Origin of the sequence: uncultured Jatrophihabitans sp. (assembly GCF_964251945.1) — a bacterium.
Classification (GTDB): Bacteria; Actinomycetota; Actinomycetes; order Mycobacteriales; family Jatrophihabitantaceae; genus Jatrophihabitans.
Genome location: NZ_CAXULP010000001.1, coordinates 238,811 through 254,334, shown reverse-complemented (window position 1 = coordinate 254,334; position 15,524 = coordinate 238,811). Strand labels below are relative to the sequence as shown.

Genomic DNA, 15,524 nt, shown 5'->3' with positions numbered 1-15,524 from the left:
GGACAGCATGTCATCTCAGGCAGCGGCGAACAGGTCTCCGGCCCGCTGCTCGAGCGAATTCGCGAGATACGCCAGCAACAGCTGCTCGTTGCCGTCGAGCCATGGGACCGGCTGCGGGTGCTGGGCGCCGAGGAAGCGCTCGAGCTCGCCGGAGGTGTAGCCCTCGACGACGTCGGGATGCACGTAGTGCGAGCGGGCGACGGCGCGGGTGTTGCCCAGCGCCAGCGACGCCGCGTCGATTGCCGCGAGCACGTGCTGCTCCGCGTCGTCGCCCGCGGGCAGGCTGTCGCTGAGGTGCCGGAAGGCTGTCTTGGTGCCGATCCAGGTGCGGAAGTCCTTGGCCGTCAGGTGCGCCCCGGTCAGCTCGGCGAGCCGGCGGTTGATGTCTTCGGAGTCGACCGCCCGGCCGTGCACGGTGAACAACCGCCGGGTGCGCTGGGCGGCGAGGCGCTCGACGACCCGCGCGGCGCCGGCGTCGGTGACCGACACCTCGGCGGTCTTGCCGGACTTCGCCGGGAACCGGAAGTCCATCGTCTTGCCGTGCACCCGCACATGCCTCTTGGTGAGCGTGCTGAGGCCGTAGCTGTCGTTCTCCTCGGCGTAGACCTCGTTGCCGACGCGCAGCCCGGCGACGTCGATGATCCGCAGCATCGCCGCGAGCACCCGGTCGGCGTCCATGGTGCGTCGACGCAGCTGCTGATCGACCTCGGCGCGAATGGTCGGCAGCGCGGCGCCGAAGCCGATCAGCCGGTAGAAGTTCAACTGGTCGCGCAGCGAGCGCCACCGCTCGTGGTAGACGTACTGCCGGCGGCCCTTCTCGTCCTCGCCGACGGCCACGATGTGCGCGTCTTCCCAGCTGCAGATCCACACATTGCGCCAGGCCGGCGGAATCGCGATCTTGGTGATCCGGTCGCGCACCGCGACGTCCACGACCGTCATCCCGTGCTCGTCGCGATAGGTCCAGCCGCGCCCGCGCCGCAGCCGCGTCATGCCCGGCATGTCCGGACTGACATAGCGCAGCTTGGCGATTTTCGCGCACTGCTCCGGGTCGTCGTAGAGCGTCGCGATCAGCTCGGCTGCCGTGGGTCGCTGGGCCTGCACGGCGTCTACATACCCCGCCGGGGCGGCGCGAACGCCGACAGCCGGCCGCTCGTTGTTCGTGTTCCGTTCAGTGCGCCTGCTGCCGATCGGTCGCCCTGCGTGGTCGACTGGCGCCCATGCCGCACCGCAGGCGAACCGCAGCGCGCCTGCTCGCCGCAGGCGCGGCCGGGCTGGCGGTGTGCACGGCGGTGCTCACGACCGGGTTGTCGGCCGCCGCTGCGGCCGGCGCCCCGTGGGGCGACAGCGGCGCGCAGTACGCGGGCGGCATCGTGTGCGCGCTGCCCGGCGGCGTGCGAGTGCCGATGGCGAGGTGGACGGTCGACGGCGCGCCGGGCGCCCCCGCGTCGGTTGCCGCCGAGTCGGTGTACGCCCTCGCGGACATCACCGAGCGCAACGGCGTGCTCGACCCGGCGCCGGTCACCGGATCCCCCGCGCCGATGGCGGCCGGCGTGGACGGCCTCGACGCGTCGGAGATCGCGGCCGCCGCCTACCTCATCGCGCACGGGTCGAGCGGTTCGGCCGACGTCGCGGAGACCAGCGCGGTGCTCGCCGCGGCGGCCGGCGGCGGCGCACAGCAGGCGCGCTGCCTCGGCCAACAGGGCACCAGCGCACGCCGGGCAGCGGCGCGGTGGGCGAGCGCGCAACGCTATGCCGGGCCTTACACGGTCGCGCTCGGCCAGCCGTCCGCGACGAGGCCGGGCTCGGCCCCGACGGTGAGCGCCACGGTCACCTCTGCCGCGGGCGTTCCCACACCGGGGCTGACCGTTCAGTTCGCGGCCGCCGGCCAGACCGCGTCGGCGCGCACCGACCGCGCAGGAGTGGCGCGAGTGCGGTTCGGCGTCGGCGCGCCGGCGTCCACGCCGACACCGACGCCAGTCGTTGCGAGCGTCAGCGAACCGACCGGGCTGACCGTCTACGGCAGCGACCCGCCGTCGGTGGCGCCGGCCGCGCCATCCACCTATCAGGACACCGGGTCGCTCGTCGTCGTCGCGCATCCGCATCCGACCGTGTCGATCGCCGTCGACCACCCCCTGCTGCTGGCCAATGGCGTGGCCAGGCCAAGCGCGTCGGTGACCGGGACGTACGGCTACTCCGGCGCCGGCACGATCACCCTGTTGGGTCCGGCGCGGACCGTCAGCAGCAGGCCCTGCTCGACGCTGACGGCCGCCGACTTCGCCGCCGCCGCGCCGGTGTGGACCGCCACGTTCCAGTTCGCGGGCGACGGCGCGCATGCGCCCGGCGCGACACCGCCGCTCGCCGCCGGCTGTTACGCGCTCGAGGCGGATGTGCTGACCACCAACAGCGACCCGCCCGCGAAGGCGAGCGCAGCCTTCTCCCCCGCCGCGACCGTGACGGTGTCCGGGATGACGCTCAGCACGTCGACCGGGCCGGGCGTCGCTGCCGTTGGCGCGCTGTCGGCGACGGTCACCGCGACGAACGCCGGCCAGGCCAGCGTCCAATCGACCCTCACCGAGTACGGCCCCCTCGCCAGTCACGACGGCGCCTGCGACGCCCTCGATTGGTCCCATGCGCCGGTGGTGGGCAAGTCTGCGGCGGCAACGCTGACGCCGGCGGCTGTGCCGTCCGGAGCGTCGTCTACCGCGACGCCGGCCGCCGGTGCCTCCGGCGTCTCCGGTGGCGCCAGTGTGCTGCCGTCGCCGACGATCGGCACGTCACCGCCGGCCGCGGCCGAGACTGCGCTGACGGCTGACATCCACGCCCCGGCCGCGAGCCGCGTCGGCTGCTACGCGTTGGCCGCGCACAGCGTGATCACCCTCGACGGCCACACGCTCACGACCGTCTCGCCGATCGGCGGCGACGGCAGCACGACGTCGGTGCTTGCGCCGACGCTGACGGTGACCAACGCGTCCTACGACGGGCAGCAGGGCGCGGCGATGTCCGGCAGCGTGACGATCTCCGGCGCCTACCGCTTCGCCGGCGCCGTGTCGATCGCTTTGGTCTCGGCGCCCGTGCCGTTCACGGGCTGCCGAGCCGCGGTGTTCGCCGCCGACCCGCAGCCAGAGCCCGGTCAGCAAGCGAAGATCGTCGACACCACCGGCGACGGCAGTTTCAGCTTCGTCACGCCGATCGCCTCGCAGAACCGCTGCTACGCGGTGACTGCGGCGCTCACGCTGTCGGCGAACCCTGCGGTGCGGGTCTCGGCGACGCCGTCGGCCGGGGCGGTGTTCCTCGCCGGGGTGGCGCTCAATCGGGCCGCCGCGCCCGACGTGCCGAGCGCGCACGGCAGCACGCTCGCCGCGGCGCTGATCACGTTGGGCATCGCCGCGCTGCTCGTGCTCGGGGTGGCGCTCGTCGTGATCGCCGGCGTGGCGGTTAGCCGAGGTCGTTCGACTTGGTCGACGTTCCGGCCAGAGCTGCGCCTCGACGACGAACTGCCCGAGTCGCGGCTCGGCACAGCTTCGCCGGCGCCCGCGGCGCGCGCCCGCAACGGGTGAGTTGGCTATCCGAAGGGGATCCACGCGAGCTGGGCGAGGTTTGTCTGCCTGCTGACGCGGACGCCACTCGACGAGAACGTCCACAGATTGCCGTCGACGATCAGGTTCCGCTCGATCCCAGAGCTTTGGTTGTTCGCGCTGCCGCCCGGGTTGGACACCGTGCCGACCTGGACGAGTTTGTCGCCCTGCAGCCGCACGGCTAATGCTCCGTCGTTGCCGTAGTTCGAGATCGGCACGACCACGAGCCCCGATTGCGGCCAGTACAGGAACGCGTGCGGGTCGAAGCCCGGGTCTCCGGGCGTGCCCGTGCCGGGCAGCACCACCTTCGCCGTGCGGGTGGGTTTGCTCGGGTCGCTGACATCGAACAGCTGCACCATGCGGCCCTCGTTGTGCGCGTACTGGCCGCCGCCCTCGTTCACGAGCCTCGTGTCCTGGCCGACTCCGATCAGTCGGCCGTCGCCAGCATCGCCCAGATAGCTCGAGAAACCGGGTATCTCGAGCGAGCCCGCGAGACGCGGCTTGGTCGCGTCCGACAGGTCGAGCACGTACAACGGATCCTGCTGGTTGTAGGTGACGACGTAGCCGAGCTTGCCGAGGAAGCGCACCGCGTAGACACGCTCGCCCCTGCCGAGGCCGCTGACCGCGCCGGTCTGCTTCAGCGTCTCGGCGTCGAGCACGTCCACGCCGCTGACCGTCGCGCCGCGCGAGCCCGTGACGGTCGTCGCGACGCGCAGCGATCCGGCATAGTCGGAAAGCGAGTACTGGCTGAGCAGCGACCCTCGCACGCTGCCTGAACCGAGGTACGTGGGCTTGCCCGTCCCGGCGATGTCGAACCGGTGGATGTCAGTCGTCGTCGGGCCGTTTGCGCCGACGCACCACGCGCAGTTCGGGCTGCTCGCGACGTAGAGGCTCGACGTCGTCGCGTAGACGGTGTTCCCGTCCGCCGAGACGCTCACCGGCTGCGGATCGGTGTTCGGCTTGCCCGGATCGACCGTGTAGAGCGTCACCATCGACGCGGCGGTGAAATCCTTCGGATGATCGACGGCGGCGCAGGGCACGGTTGCCGTGCGCGAGCCGGCCGGTCCGGTCATCGTGTACGACGGCAGCCACGACTTCAGCGGCGCCTTGTCGATGTTGGCGCGCAACTCCGCCTTGTACCGCGATTCGCTGCGGTAACTCTGCGGCAGCGCGATCGACGGCGCGTTCGAGGCCACGACCCGCGCCGTCGATCCGACCATGCGCGCGTCGAGGATGCTGCCGGTGATCTGCAGCGAGCCCACGACGCGCGGCGTGCCGGAGAGGTTGACGTAGAGCAACGTCGAGGTCGGGCTGACCGTGCTCTGCCCCGGGCTCATGGGGCCTACGTGCGCCGGTCCGGCCACTGGGCCGGCGAACCCGGAATCGCCCGGTGAGAGCAGGACGACGGCGTCGTCGCCAGATGTGAGCAGTTGGGCGCTGTCGGAGTTGGCGTACTGCCGCAGGTCGAGGCTGCCGACGATGCGGCGGCCGGTCACGTCGAGAACGCGGAGGAAACCGTCGGTCACCGTCACCACCCGGTCGCCGTCTGTCTTCACCACGTCAGGCTCGTCGACGCCTGCCTCTTGCACATTGGTGGTGGACGTCTGGGTGCTGCCGCCGGACGCCGCGCTCGACGGGTCGGGACGGGGCTCGGGGGACGGGGCAGCCGCCTTCTGCGAGTCCACTGGCATCCCGACGCCTGAGGACACGGCGCCGCCATAGGCCGCGAACGCCTGCAGGTGCGCCGTCGCGTGCGTACGGAGCCCATCGAGCAGCGCATCGCATGAGGAATAGGAGCTGAGCAGCATCGCGGCTGGGCGGATCTTGGTGAGCGTCGGTGTCCGCACCTGGTGAGTCGGCGAGTCAGAACTCGTCCCTGCAGTCGCGATGAGGACCGCGGCGGCGGCTATTGCGGTCGTCGCTGTGGGCAGCAGCGTCCACAATCGCCTGCGCCGCCCGACGTGCATGGCCGCGACACGGCGGTGGACGTCGGACAGCGACTGCAGTCCCTCGTCGCTCTCGGCCCAGCCGTCGGCGTCTGCCGCAGTCGACGGACGGACGCGGCGCAGCCAGTGCTTCAGTTCCTCAGCCACGGAGCGCCTCGGCGAGTTGACCGGCAGGCGTCTCGCCGCGGTATCCGGCTTCCTCGAGGGCCGCGGCGAGACGCTTGCGTGCGCGATGCAGACGGACCGCGTAGTTGACGGGCGAAGTCCCCAGCGCCACGGCCGCCTCGCGCGGCGTCAAGTCGTACCAGCCCGTCAGGGTCAGCACTTCCCGGTCGCCCGGCGAGAGAGTCGCGAGCGTCTGCAGAAACGCCTCCTTGACCTCCGCCAGGCCGGGGTCGGCCTCCTGGCCGGCGTCGTCGACCAGCCGCGCGATGAGTTCGTCGTGGCGACGATTGCCGCGATGCCTGTTGGCCAGCAATCGCCGGGCCGTGCCGAACAGCCAGCCGAGCGGCGGCCGCGGCACATCCTCTGCCTTACGGAACGCGGTCACGAATACCTCCTGTAGTACGTCCTGTGCGGTCTGCGCATCGGTTCTGTGCAGCAGATACGCCAGCACTCGGTTGGCATAGGCGCGGAACCACTCGTCGAGCAGCGCTCGCCGCTCCTCGTCCCGCATCCAGGCCCCCCTCACAACGCGACACGCACGCTCAGCAGGTAGGTGTCCGGCGAAAGCCGGAGCATTACAACCTATTGGCGCGGCGGCGTCAGCGATGCTGGCCAACCTCTTGGTGACCGGGTCCTCGGAGTCGGCGTGCTACCGGCGTGCTACCGGCGTGCTACCGGCTCCGGGCGGCGTAATCAGTGGCGCCTTCGCGTCCGCAGCGGCCGTGAGGTCCTAGGCCGAACTGGGCGCTGGCCGCGGACGTCACGCGGTGGGGTCACCGGGCGGCGGCGGTTGCGGCGGTACTGACAGCCGAAGCCCACAGCAACACGTAGCGCGGCGCCAGCGGGATCTCGTGCAACCCGATCTGCCGCCGGGTTCGTCCAGGATGTCCATCGTCCGAGTGTCGGCAGGCAGGGCCGTCCGGATCGACTTTCATGAGCACCGCGCCGAGCGTGATCGCCGCTGAAAGCGATAGGTTTGGCCGCGCCCGGGGCGGTAGCTCAGCCGGTTAGAGCAGGGGACTCATAATCCCTGGGTCGTGGGTTCGAGTCCCACCCGCCCCACAACTTCCGTATTGAACGGCTGGGAGCGACGCCGCTGGCGCAATTCGCTGCTGCTGATCGCCACCGAGCTGGCGATGATCCAACAGGCCGATATCGTGACGACGAGGTCGTGCACGACCAACGCGTAGCTCAGCCAGCAGACCTGCGACACCCCGAACAGGACCCAGGTCGGGATCGACACCGCCGACACCTCACCGGCCGTGCGACGCAGTGAGCGCAGGGTCTGCGGCAACATCGACACGATGCCGAGGCCAAACGCGACGAAGCCGAGCGCTGTCGGCGGCAGAACCGTGGCCAATGCGACGAGCGCGAGCCCCGGCAGCGCGATCGCGACCGCGCGCCGGCTCCGGCCGATCGCCGAGGGCACCGCAAGCGCGATCACCACAGTGCCGCTGACGGTGAGCACATTGCCCGGGATCTGCGGCAGTTCGGCTGCCCGGATGCCGTAGAGCAACCAGGTGAAGCTCGACAGCCCGCTCAGCGCCCACGACAGGACCGAGACGCCGCCGAGCGCTCGATTGCGATAGGTGCGAGCGATCTGCGGGATGACCATGCAGACGCCGAGGGCGGCTGCAAGGTAGCCTACGTACTGGATCGATCCAGAACCACTCACCGCTGTAACGATACAGCTAGGCTGCACCGATGGCGAGTCATCCGCGGGCAGGCGCCGACCGCCCGACCCTCGACACGGTAGCCGCGGCCGCCGGCGTGTCGCGGATGACGGTCTCCAACGCCTACAACCGGCCCGACCAGCTCTCCGCCGCCACTCGGCGGCGGGTGCTCGAGGTCGCCGGGCGGCTGGGTTACGCCGGCCCCAACCCGACCGCCGCCTCGCTTCGGCTGGGCCGTACCGGCACGGTCGGGGTGATGCTCACCGAGCAGCTGCCGTCGGCCTTCGCCGACCCGGGCCTGATCTTGATCCTGCACGGCATCGCCACCGAACTCAGCGCGGCCGGCAATGCGCTGTTGCTCGTCCCGACCTACGGCGCCGACGGCGCGTCGCTGCTGCGCCACGCGTTGATCGACGCGCTGATCCTCTGCTCGCTAAGTCCGGACGACCCGGCGGTGGCGGCCGCGGTCGAGCGCCGGGCGCCGCTGGTGACCGTCGGCTACCCGCGCCTAGCCAGGGTCCCGTGCGTCGGCCCGGACAATCGCGCGGCCGCCGCCGGGATGGCTGCCCACCTGCTGGAACTCGGTCATCGGCGCTGCGCGGTGCTCACCACAGTCAGTGGTCATCGGCAGGGTCCGGCCCGGCCCATCTTCGGCGATCGCGTCAACGGCTTCAGCCGCGCCATCGGCGCGGCGGCCCAGCGGAACCGGGCCGACGCCCGCCGCACAGAGATAGCAATGTTCCGCGCGGCTGACAACACCCGCGAAGCCGGTCGAGCGGCGCTGCGTTCGGCGCTGGCCCGGGCGGCGAGCGATCGGCCGACTGCGATCTTCGCGGTGACCGACATCCTGGCCCTGGGCGCGCTGGACGCGGCCCGCGAGGCTGGACTGAGCGTGCCGGGCGAGCTCTCGGTGGCCGGCTATGACGACATTGCCGAGGCCGCGACGAGCACTCCGGCCCTGACGACCGTCGCGCACGATCTGTTCGGCCAGGGTCGAATCGCGGCCCGGCTGGCTCGGCGGATCGTTGACGGCGAGTCGGTGCGCGCCCCGCGGCTGCGGGCCACCGTGGTGGCGCGGGCCAGCACTGGCCCGGCCCCACCTGGCTGAGTCATTCCGCGACGCCCGGTTCACCGGCAATGTCGCGGTCGATAGGAACTGACCGCTTTGCATGACTTTGCGTTGTTTCGGGTACACCGCGATCGACCAATCGGCCGCGACCGTCAGCGAGGAGTCCGTGACTTCTTCCCACCAGGTCGAACTCGGTTGCCAAGCGGCTGACGTGCGCGCCGCACGCACCTGGGCTCGGGACTGCCTGCAGAGCACTCCCGGCGTCGGCCCGGACCTGCTGGACGACGCGCAACTCGTCGTGTCGGAACTTGTGACGAACGCGGTGCAAGCCGGCTGCGGAACGCTGACCGTGGAGGTGCGCCGCGAGAGCGACGGCGTGCGGATCGCTGTGACCGACGACGCGCGAGGCGCTCCCACGATGGGCTCGTCAGCTACGAACGTGCCGCACGGTCGCGGACTGCTCATCGTGGCGACGATCGCGAGGAGCTGGGGAGTCGAGCATCGCCCGAACGGGAAGCAGGTCTGGGCGTTGCTGCCGATCGCCGCCTGAGCCGTCGCCGCGCGCTGCCGCGCCCGTCTCGAAATGGGACATCGCGGGTCTGCGTCCACCGCAGACGATGACCTCCCCGAGAGGAGATCACTCGTATGCCCGCAGCCACAGAATCCCTTCGATCAACCAGCGAGGACAGCGCGATCGTCGAACTGGACGCCGCTGTCATCGGCGCCGGCTTCGCCGGCTTGTACGCGTTGCACAAGCTGCGCAACGACTTGCACCTCAACGTCCAATCGTTTGAGAACGGTTCGGACGTCGGCGGCACGTGGTTCTGGAATCGCTACCCAGGCGCGCGGTCGGACACCGAAGTGACCGCGTATTGCTATTCCTTCGACCGCGAACTCTTTAGCGAGTGGCGCTGGTCGCAGCGCTACCCGCGGCAGAAGGAGATCTGGTCGTATCTCAGCATGTTCGCCGACCGCTACGACCTGCGCCGCAGCATCGTCTTCGACACCACTGTGGAGAGCGCGACGTTCGACGAGCACACCGGACGCTGGCTGCTGGTCACCGACACCGGTCAGCGCTACTCGGCGCAGTTTCTGATCGAGGGCGTTGGGCTGTTGTCCTCGACGAACGTCCCTAACTTTCCAGGGCAGGAGAACTTCCGCGGCGAGATCCACCACACTGCTCGCTGGCCAGAGCAGGACCCGGACTTCCGCGGCAAGCGCGTCGGCGTCGTCGGCACCGGCTCCAGCGGCGCGCAGGTGATCACCGAAGTGGCGCCCGAGTGCGGGCACCTGACCGTGTTCCAGCGCACGCCCCAGTACATCGTCCCCGCGCAACACGGCCCGCTCGATCCCCACCTGCTTGCCCGCATCGACAGCGACTACGACGGTTACTGGCGCAGCGTGCTGGCTTCGGTCACCGCGTTCGGCTTCGACGAGAGCGACGTGCCGGGCGCCGGGATGCCCGACGCCGAACGTGACGCGATCTTCGAGCAGCAATGGAACAGCGGCGGCGGCTTCCAGTTCATGTTCGCGACGTTCAACGACATCGGGACGAGCCGCGAGGCGAACAACGCCGCCTGCGACTTCATCCGTCGCAAGATCGCGCAGATCGTTCCCGATCCCGAGACTGCCGCCAAGCTGACGCCGCACGACCTCTACGCCAAGCGGCCAATCTGCTGCGACAACTACTACGAAACGTTCAACCGGGCGAACGTGTCTCTCGTCGACGCCAACGCGCATCCGATCCTCGAGATCACTGAGAAGGGCGTGCGCACCGACGAAGGCGAGTACGAACTCGACATCATCGTGTTCGCCACTGGCTTCGACGCGGTGACCGGCAACTTCTTCAAGATCGACCATCGGGGCCGGAACGGCGTGGAGCTCCGACAAAAGTGGGTCGATCGCCCGCGGGTGCACCTCGGTTTGATGAGCGCCGACTTCCCGAACTTGTTCATGATCTTCGGCCCGATGGGCCCGTTCACCAACCAGCCGCCGGCGCACGAGGTGCAGGTGAACTGGGTGGCCGACGTCATCGCCTACATGCGCGAACAGGGTCTGGAGGCGATCGAGCCGGAGCACGAGGCAGAGGACCAGTGGCTCGCGATGTGCGACGAGATCGCCTATCAAACGCTGTTCCCGGAGACCGACTCGTGGATCAACGGCGCGAACGTGCCCGGCAAGCCGAAGGCGGTCATGTTCTACATGGCCGGCATGGGCGCGTACATGGAGCATCTGCAGGCCGCGGTGGACTCGAAGTACGCGGGCTTCCGGACCGACCGGACGCCGGTGGGCGCCAGCTGACCACGCCCGGCAGACCGCCTGCCCGCCGCGCACCCACCTGCGCGGCGGGCAGGCCCGTCTGCGCGGCCGGGGTCGCAACCAGCCGAGGCGGTCAGCGAACGGCGAGCTCCTCGACCTGACGGATGGCGGTCGCGATCTGCGCCGCGTCGACTGGCGCCGGCATGTTGCGCACGTGCGGCGCCGCCATCGTCAGCTCGGCCAACGCGCCGATCTCGGCGCCGGTGGGGTCCGGCATGCCCAGCTCGGCCAACGACGTCGGCAGGCCGAGCCGCCCGTGCAGCTCGATCAGCGCGGCGAGTTCGCCGGCCGGCCGGCCTTCGGCGGCGAGCTGCACGAGCAGCCCCCACGCCACGTGGCGGCCGTGCGCGGCACGAGACGCGCCCCGCGCGCGGACCAGCCCGCGGGTGAGCCCGTGCGCCAGCGACAGCCCGCCGTTCTCGAAACCCAGCCCGCTCATCAGCACCACCGCCTCGACGACCGCTTCGAGCTCCTCGGTCACTTGATCACCGGCGCAGGCGGCGAGCGCCGCCACGCCGTGCGCGGCGATCGTGCGGTAACACGCGTCGGCAATCGCGCCCGCCGTGCGCAGCGGACGGCCGCCGACAGGCGTCGATCCGGTGCCGGCCGCACACGCGTCGGCCTCGAACTTCTTGGCGATCGCGTCCCCGATTCCGCAGCGCAGGAACTCCACCGGCGCTTCGGCGACCAGTCGGGTGTCGACCAGCACGAGGTCGGGGTGCCTCGGCAGTCGATCGACGCTGATCATCACGTGATCGTCGTCGTACATCGCGACGGCGCCGCTCGCCGGACTGTCGTTCGACGCGATCGACGGGACAGTGACGACTGGCGCGCCGACACGCAGGGCCACGGCTTTGGCCGCGTCGAGCACCTTGCCGCCGCCGATGCCGACACAAACCTGGTCCGCGTCCGCTCCGCGCGCGTCGAGCAGTTCCTCGACGGCCGAGTAGGTGATCTCGCCGGGAAGTTCGGCGAGGACCGGCCGCAGACCGGCGGCCGCGAAGACGCGGGCCAGTCGCGCTGCCAAGAGCCGGCGGACCGGCGCGTCCCACACGATGAAGGGGCGGTCGCCATACGGGCGGAGCAGCTCGCCGAGCAGGTCGAGAGCGCCCGGGCCCTGCACGTAACGGCCCGGAGCGGCGAACACCCGCACGGGCGCGTCGGTCACTCCCCCGCCAGGGCTTTGATCAGACGGGGGAGATCGACCTGATACTTGTGCTCGAGGTACTCCTGCGAGCCGCACTCGAAGAACGAGTCGGCGAGCCCGATTCGTTCGACCGGCTTGTGCACGCCAGCGTCGAACATCGCCTCGACCACCAGGCTGGCGAGCGCGCCGGTCGTCTTGTGGTTCTCGGCGACGACCACTCGGTCGTGTCGACGCACGAAGTCGAGCACGCCTGCGGTGTCGAACGGTTTGATCGTCGACACGTGCAGCACCCCGGCGTCGACACCGCGCTCCTGTGCCACGCGCGCGGCGTCCAGCGCCCGCGCGGTCATGTAGCCGGTGGAGACGACGCCGACCTGTCGCCCGCTGCGCAGCTGCGTCGCCCGGCCGACCTCGAATTGGTAGTCCGTCGGCAGCTCGACCGGCACCTTTCCCCGCGGCAGCCGCACGTAGACCGTGCCGGGAAGGTCGGCGACCGCGCGGACAACTTGACGCAGCTCGATCGCGTCGCACGGGTCGATCACCGTGAGGTCGGCGATGCCGCGCATCATGTTGAGGTCCTCGGTGGCCTGATGGGTCGCTCCGTAGCCGTTCAACAGACCGGGCATCCCGGCGAAGATCTTCACGTTCGCCTTCGAATGCGCGCAGGCGATCGCGACGAAGTCGTAGGCGCGCCGGGTGACGAACACGGAGTAGGTGGTGCAGTAGGCGATCTTGCCCACCTTGGCGAGCCCGGCGGCCATCGCGATGAGGTTCTGCTCGGCCATCCCGACGTTGAAGAACCGGTCGGGATGCGCGTCGCGGAAGGGCAGGATGTCGCTGTAGCGGCCCATGTCCGCGGTGAGCGCCACGATCTCCGGGCGCTGCCGGCCGAGCTCGGCGAGCTCATTGCCGAACGGCGCTAGCTGGGTCTGCTTGCCGGCGACGTCGACGAGCTCGCCCATCCCCCTGGTGCGGCCAGGCAGGTCCAGCGCGCCGGAGGCGGCGGCGGAATGTGTCCGGGCACTAGACATGGGCTGCCTCGACGTGGTCCTCGGCGCGCTCGGCTGCGTGGACGGCGTCGAGCTCGGCGCGCAGCGCGTCCCACTCGTCGTCGCCGATTCGGACGAAGTGCGCGCGCTCGCGTTCCATGATCGTGCGGACCGGATAGCCGGGCGTCGTGCGCAACACGATCGCCTTGGGCCGGCCGTCCTGGCGTCGTGCGCGCGCCAACGCATCGGTGAGCGCAGCGAGGTCGTTGCCGTCCACCTCGACGGTGTCCCAGCCGAAGGCGGCGATCTTGTCGACAACCGGCTCCAGCTGCACGGTGACGACGCCGTCGGCCTGGATGCCGTTGCAGTCGACAAGGGCGATGAGGTTGTCGCAGCGGAAGGTGGCGCCGGCCATCAGCGCCTCCCAGGTCGAGCCCTCTTGCAGCTCCCCGTCGGAGAACTCGCAGAACACCCGCGCCGAACTGCCGTCGAGCCGGAGGCCGACGGCCATGCCCACCGCCTGGCCGAGCCCCTGGCCGAGCGAGCCGCCGACGATCTCGATGCCGACCGTGTCGTCGAAGGTGCTCATCGGCAGTCGAGAGCCGTTCAGCCCGTAGCTCGGCAGCTCGTCGGGCGGCAGGTAGCCAGCTTCGGCGAGCACGGCGTACATGGCGATCGAGTAGTGGCCGGTCGAAAGCAGAAACCGGTCGCGATCGGGCCAGTCGGGATTGCGCGGGTCGTGCCGGAGCTCGCCGAAGTACAGCGCGGCCAGGCAGTCGGCGATGCCCAGGCCCTGCGCGATGTAGCCCTCCCCCTTGCCCTGCGCCATGCCGAGCATCGCCCGGCGCAACCGGTAGGCGCGCTCGCGCAGCGCGGCGAGGTCGAGGTGGTCGCGCGTGCTCTGCGGGGATTCGGCGGCGGTCACAAGCGGCTCCCATTCAGCGGTCAGCGGGCGGACTGGGTCGTCGGCGTCGGCGCGTCTCGCAGCGTGCGGCGCAGGATCTTGCCAGTGATCGTCTTCGGCAATTCGTCGACGAAGTAGTACTCGGCCGGCACCTTGTAGGCCGACAGGTGCTCGCGGCAGTGCGCGCGCAGGTCGGCCGCGGTGACCGCCTCGCCCGCACGCACCGACACATAAGCGTGCAGCGTCTCGCCGCGGTATCCGTCCGGCCGGCCGACGACGGCCGCCTCCTTCACCGCCGGGTGCCGGTAGAGCACATCTTCGACGTCGCGCGGCCAGACCTTGTAGCCGCTCACGACCACGAGATCCTTCTTCCGGTCGACGACGTAGACCCAGCCGTCCGCGTCCATCACGCCGATGTCGCCGGTGTGCATCCCGTCGGGTCGAAAAGCCGCGGCGGTCTCGCCTGGCTTGCGCCAGTAGCCGAGATCGACCTGCGGTCCGGCGACGACGATCTCGCCCTCGCCGCCGCTCGGCACCGGCTGGCCGGCGTCGTCGACAACGGTGACGGTGGTCCCGCCCATCGGCACGCCGATCGACAGCGCCCCGGAGCGCTGCTCGATCGGGGCGCGTGCACCCAGTGGCACGCCGATGCAGGCCGAGCTCGTCTCGGTCAAGCCGTAGATGTTGTGGATGTAGCGGCCGGTGGCCCGCTCGAAACGCTCGACCACCTGGGCCGGCACCGGCGCCCCGCCGCTATAGAGGATCTGCAGCTTGCCGAGCGTCCGGCCGGTGTCCGGTCCGGATTCGAGCAGCGAGATGAACGCCGTGATGGCGCCGATCGTGAACGTCGGCTCGTACCGCTCGATCAGCTGGAGGACGGTCCGCGGCTCGAAGCGGTAGGTCATCACCAGGGGATAGCCATTGCCGAGCGCGAGGGCGGCGTGCAGCCCCAGGCCGGTGATGTGGAACAGCGGCGCCACCGTCAGCACCGAGGTCGAGGCGTCGCAGCCGAACCACTGCCGCGCGTTCTCCATCTGGTAGGCGAGGTTCGCGTGGCTGCTCATCGCGCCCTTCGCCGGCCCGGTCGTCCCCGACGTGTAGGTGATCAACGCCGTGTCGTCCGCCCCGGGACGCGGCCGGCCATCCTCGACCCGGGCCGCCGCGCACTCCGCCAGCACGGTGCGTTCGCCCGGCGGCAGCCGGACGTCGACCGGGAAGGGCAACGTCGGCGAGTCCCCGGCGAGGTCGGCCGGATCGGACCACAGCGTGATCGGCGGCCGCTCCAGCCGGATTCGGGTCGACTCGACCACCTCGCGCATGGCCGGGTGCGCGATCAGCACGACGGCGCCGCAGTCGGCGAGCATCGGCGCAAGTTCGTCCGGCCGGAGCATCGGGTTGATCGGCACGACCGACGCGCCGGCGCTCCAGGCGGCGAGCAGCGCGACCGCCATGATCGGCGTGTTCTGCAACGACACCGCGATCCGGTCGCCCCGCACGACGCCCGCGTCGCGCAGCACGGCGGCCAGCCGGCCGCTGTGCTCGGCGACCTCGGCGCGCGTGAGCGTCGCGCCGAAATAGTGCACCGCGGCCGCGTCCGGGTCGGCGGCCACCGTGTCGAGGAAGCTGTCGAGCACGGTGCGCGACGGCGCGGCCAGCTCGGGATCGACACCGGGCGGGTACAGCTTGCGCCACGGCCTGGGCCGCGTTTCGGGCGTCATCGGCGTCTGCTCCCCACGT

General features: G+C 70.6%; 12 protein-coding genes, 1 tRNA gene and 1 pseudogene. 6 read left to right on the top strand and 8 right to left on the bottom strand.

Annotated features, from left to right (window positions below; genetic code table 11):
• Window positions 1-15: 15 nt before the first annotated feature.
• Window positions 16-1,101 (bottom strand): DNA topoisomerase IB, encoded by a 1,086-nt coding sequence (locus ACFFBG_RS01160; RefSeq protein WP_375474767.1) that lies wholly within the window; start codon window positions 1,099-1,101, stop codon window positions 16-18.
• A 116-nt stretch (window positions 1,102-1,217) separates the two neighbouring features.
• Here ACFFBG_RS01160 and ACFFBG_RS01155 point away from each other — a divergent pair, with 116 nt between their 5' ends.
• The gene (locus tag ACFFBG_RS01155) at window positions 1,218-3,557 is read left to right on the top strand and encodes a hypothetical protein (RefSeq protein ID WP_375474765.1); all 2,340 of its coding nucleotides are present in this window, start codon (window positions 1,218-1,220) and stop codon (window positions 3,555-3,557) included.
• 5 nt (window positions 3,558-3,562) lie between these two features.
• Here the strand turns inward: ACFFBG_RS01155 and ACFFBG_RS01150 are convergent, their stop codons facing one another.
• Window positions 3,563-5,668: a beta-propeller domain-containing protein gene (locus ACFFBG_RS01150; protein ID WP_375474763.1), complete on the bottom strand. Its 2,106-nt coding sequence runs from the start codon at window positions 5,666-5,668 to the stop codon at window positions 3,563-3,565.
• The gene (locus tag ACFFBG_RS01145; RefSeq protein ID WP_375474761.1) at window positions 5,661-6,197 is read right to left on the bottom strand and encodes an RNA polymerase sigma factor; all 537 of its coding nucleotides are present in this window, start codon (window positions 6,195-6,197) and stop codon (window positions 5,661-5,663) included. Before ACFFBG_RS01145 ends, ACFFBG_RS01150 begins: the two co-directional genes overlap by 8 nt.
• A gap of 477 nt (window positions 6,198-6,674) precedes the next feature.
• Here ACFFBG_RS01145 and ACFFBG_RS01140 point away from each other — a divergent pair.
• Window positions 6,675-6,748 (top strand) — tRNA-Ile (locus ACFFBG_RS01140).
• 242 nt (window positions 6,749-6,990) lie between these two features.
• Entirely contained in the window at window positions 6,991-7,197 is a 207-nt protein-coding gene (locus ACFFBG_RS01135; RefSeq protein ID WP_375474759.1) for a hypothetical protein, read from the top strand.
• 38 nt (window positions 7,198-7,235) lie between these two features.
• On the opposite strand, the pseudogene ACFFBG_RS01130 reads toward ACFFBG_RS01135, so the two are convergent.
• Window positions 7,236-7,301, bottom strand: a pseudogene (locus ACFFBG_RS01130) (hypothetical protein); the annotation flags it as partial.
• 89 nt (window positions 7,302-7,390) lie between these two features.
• On the opposite strand from ACFFBG_RS01130, the gene ACFFBG_RS01125 reads away from it, so the two are divergent.
• The 3 genes from ACFFBG_RS01125 to ACFFBG_RS01115 all read left to right on the top strand — a co-directional run bounded on the left by ACFFBG_RS01125 (window position 7,391) and on the right by ACFFBG_RS01115 (window position 10,729).
• A complete protein-coding gene (locus ACFFBG_RS01125; protein ID WP_375474757.1) occupies window positions 7,391-8,467 on the top strand; it encodes a LacI family DNA-binding transcriptional regulator in 1,077 nt (358 codons plus the stop codon).
• A gap of 127 nt (window positions 8,468-8,594) precedes the next feature.
• Window positions 8,595-8,978, top strand: a complete 384-nt coding sequence (locus tag ACFFBG_RS01120; RefSeq protein ID WP_375474755.1) for an ATP-binding protein — start codon at window positions 8,595-8,597, stop codon at window positions 8,976-8,978.
• Window positions 8,979-9,073: 95 nt separating this feature from the next.
• The gene (locus ACFFBG_RS01115) at window positions 9,074-10,729 is read left to right on the top strand and encodes a flavin-containing monooxygenase (RefSeq protein ID WP_375474753.1); all 1,656 of its coding nucleotides are present in this window, start codon (window positions 9,074-9,076) and stop codon (window positions 10,727-10,729) included.
• 91 nt (window positions 10,730-10,820) lie between these two features.
• On the opposite strand, the gene ACFFBG_RS01110 is transcribed toward ACFFBG_RS01115, so the two are convergent.
• From ACFFBG_RS01110 to ACFFBG_RS01095, 4 genes are all read right to left on the bottom strand, one after another.
• Window positions 10,821-11,915 (bottom strand): glycerol dehydrogenase, encoded by a 1,095-nt coding sequence (locus tag ACFFBG_RS01110; RefSeq protein ID WP_375474751.1) that lies wholly within the window; start codon window positions 11,913-11,915, stop codon window positions 10,821-10,823.
• Window positions 11,912-12,925 (bottom strand): transketolase family protein, encoded by a 1,014-nt coding sequence (locus ACFFBG_RS01105; RefSeq protein ID WP_375474749.1) that lies wholly within the window; start codon window positions 12,923-12,925, stop codon window positions 11,912-11,914. The genes ACFFBG_RS01110 and ACFFBG_RS01105 overlap by 4 nt, the downstream gene beginning before the upstream one ends.
• A complete protein-coding gene (locus ACFFBG_RS01100; protein ID WP_375476185.1) occupies window positions 12,918-13,721 on the bottom strand; it encodes a transketolase in 804 nt (267 codons plus the stop codon). Before ACFFBG_RS01100 ends, ACFFBG_RS01105 begins: the two co-directional genes overlap by 8 nt.
• 107 nt (window positions 13,722-13,828) lie before the next feature.
• Window positions 13,829-15,505, bottom strand: a complete 1,677-nt coding sequence (locus tag ACFFBG_RS01095; RefSeq protein WP_375474747.1) for a class I adenylate-forming enzyme family protein — start codon at window positions 15,503-15,505, stop codon at window positions 13,829-13,831.
• Between the last annotated feature and the right edge of the window lie 19 nt (window positions 15,506-15,524).

Bases quoted from the DNA above. Each gene is read 5' to 3' on its own strand.
- ACFFBG_RS01155 (WP_375474765.1), top strand. From the start codon at position 1,218: ATGCCGCACCGCAGGCGAACCGCAGCGCGCCTGCTCGCCGCAGGCGCG.
- ACFFBG_RS01145 (WP_375474761.1), bottom strand. From the start codon at position 6,197: ATGCGGGACGAGGAGCGGCGAGCGCTGCTCGACGAGTGGTTCCGCGCC.
- ACFFBG_RS01135 (WP_375474759.1), top strand. From the start codon at position 6,991: ATGCCGAGGCCAAACGCGACGAAGCCGAGCGCTGTCGGCGGCAGAACC.
- ACFFBG_RS01125 (WP_375474757.1), top strand. From the start codon at position 7,391: ATGGCGAGTCATCCGCGGGCAGGCGCCGACCGCCCGACCCTCGACACG.
- ACFFBG_RS01115 (WP_375474753.1), top strand. From the start codon at position 9,074: ATGCCCGCAGCCACAGAATCCCTTCGATCAACCAGCGAGGACAGCGCG.
- ACFFBG_RS01105 (WP_375474749.1), bottom strand. From the start codon at position 12,925: ATGTCTAGTGCCCGGACACATTCCGCCGCCGCCTCCGGCGCGCTGGAC.
- ACFFBG_RS01100 (WP_375476185.1), bottom strand. From the start codon at position 13,721: ATGCTCGGCATGGCGCAGGGCAAGGGGGAGGGCTACATCGCGCAGGGC.
- ACFFBG_RS01095 (WP_375474747.1), bottom strand. From the start codon at position 15,505: ATGACGCCCGAAACGCGGCCCAGGCCGTGGCGCAAGCTGTACCCGCCC.